This is a genomic window from Endozoicomonas sp. ONNA1, from assembly GCF_024606325.1.
In the GTDB taxonomy this organism is placed as follows: Bacteria; Pseudomonadota; Gammaproteobacteria; order Pseudomonadales; family Endozoicomonadaceae; genus Endozoicomonas_A.
In genome coordinates this window covers 1-2,133 of the sequence record NZ_JAHHPN010000816.1, presented here as the reverse complement: position 1 = coordinate 2,133, position 2,133 = coordinate 1, and the positions used below count along the sequence as shown (strand labels likewise).

The 2,133-nt window shown below is 43.0% G+C and carries 2 protein-coding genes; both read right to left on the bottom strand.

The window, feature by feature from the left end; all coding sequences use genetic code 11:
• On the bottom strand, positions 1 to 1,334 hold a 1,334-nt coding region (locus KDK19_RS19345; RefSeq protein WP_257292662.1), incomplete at its 3' end, for a hypothetical protein.
• A gap of 223 nt (positions 1,335 to 1,557) precedes the next feature.
• The coding region (locus tag KDK19_RS19340) for a TDT family transporter (RefSeq protein WP_257292661.1) at positions 1,558 to 2,133 on the bottom strand (576 nt) is incomplete at its 5' end.

Here is a 2,133-nt window from a genome sequence, read left to right as displayed (position 1 = left end):
AATCCGTCCTTGCGCATTGAATCAGTGACTTCAATCACCTTCTCAAAAGATAATTCCGCAAGCTGGTCACCAGAATGATAAGGCGTGCAGTTTATTTCAAACCAACTCTGGGAGTCATAAAAAGGGAGTACGGTGAAGCTATCATCAAAGCCATATCGTGTACCACGTTCGTCAGCGATACGACGATAACACATCCCTTTGTCTTTGAGTCGATATGTAAAAATATCATCAAGCCGGGCTCGGGAATCTTTAACGTCATATTCAAGCTCTTCACCGAATTTAAGGTTTGGTCTGTTTGCCGGTTTCGCTTCATTGTCAGTTCCAAAAGAAGTGTCATCAAACATGGCGTTAACAATACCATCACAGCGCCCGGAAAAAATAACATCCATAACATGTTGATTAAAATACTCTCTCATATTACTTTCGTTGGTGCGCAGACCAACAGTTAACATATTGCTGGATGTTAGCGGTACACAAGCACTATCAATCAGTTGCTGCCTGAATTTGACGGCAAAATTAAAGACAACGCCCAACTCAGAAAAAAAGCCTCTTCCAGCAAGAAGGGTTTGAAAAAATGGATAAATCTCCTTCAGCAATTTCTCGTACGTAATTTCATAGACGCGAAAGTCAACTGAAGCCTTAACCTTTGGAGTAACATCATCCGGTACATTCTCTTTTTTGTTAAGATAATCAATCAGCATGTCACCCAGGCTATAACGTAATCTAAGCTTATTAAATTTCGATGCCTCTGCTGCCTGTTCGGTAAAAATAGCATTCAGGTAAGACTCTATCTCTTCAATCCTCATAAGGCCGATGGTCTTGCCAGCCACATATTTATCGGTACTGCTTTCAAACGTAAAGCACCGGTCATGAACCAGACCTTCCTGACATAAAATAAAATCAATAAAAATCCCGGTTATTGCCTCTCTTTGATCATCTTCAAGATATTCCATTGCGATTTCGTCATATTTCAACGTATGTATAAGATTTTCAATGGTATTTCGAAAACGTTCAGCCGCTTCCTCTGCGGTAAACGTCACGTTCACCTTGCTACTGGCTACATCTGCAACCTCACAAACATCAGTAGCAATCCAATGGGAAACGGTTCGCTCGGGAATAGTCTGATTGGGCATCTGACGACTGCAACCTGACAGAAAACAACCAAGTCGTCGTATCTGCTTTACCAACGCAGAGGATTTATCTTGAACCCTGCGCTTTCTTGAAAAGCTCTTGACTTCGCTCGGCCCTGAATCAAACTCATCACCAACGTTTTCTTTAACAAGGCTGCTTTCATGAAGCCCGTATGCATCTGTTCTGGAAGAGTTTATATTCATTAGTCACTCCATTGACTGTATTTAATTTTTTTAAGCTTCATGTGCTTTGGACTATTAATTTCCAAAAAAATTCAAGAATCCTGGTTTATATTGCCCAGCGCTAACCTACTGCATGAGCCTTCTGAGCGAGATGGGATGGTTCAGCAGAGCCGTAATAGAAGTCTGTTGGACTCAAAAAAGACTGGCAGGACACATGGATCAAGCCAGTTATTTTCTGTTCAGGTTATGCCAATTGTGGGCGGGGCTTCAGATAAAAGAGGATATAGCGAATAGCAACATAAGTGACAATGACTGTAGCCACCACGAGTTCAATAAGCCCCAGCTGATAAAAGAGATCAGCAAAGACACCATTTACTTTGCTTTCCAGCTTAAGCAATGCTGTGGCACCAATCACCATTGGGAAGGTGAAAGCGGCATAGCCAGGTGAAAATGGCAGCCTCAGCAGTTTAATAAAAGCCATATACACCATGACCGTCATGAAAATAGCCAGTGGCGCCAGAATACTGATCATGATCAGGCTGGGATTATCGGTGATGGTCAGATAACCCGCCAGAGACAAACTGGCTGGTGCTCCCATAATGGCAAAAGTAGGCAGCGCCGCATCAGGAATAGTGCTCTTGAAGATCAGGCGGTAGAACATGATGGGCAACTTTATGAAATAGCAGAGCAGGCCAAAGATAAACAGCATCTTGACCAGAGACTCAAAGCCCATACCCTGACTCGTGACCGCAGCCACGATTATACCAACAGGAGGTACAAACCAGCTGGGCACCATATGCTCAATATCAAAGTCCCTAAC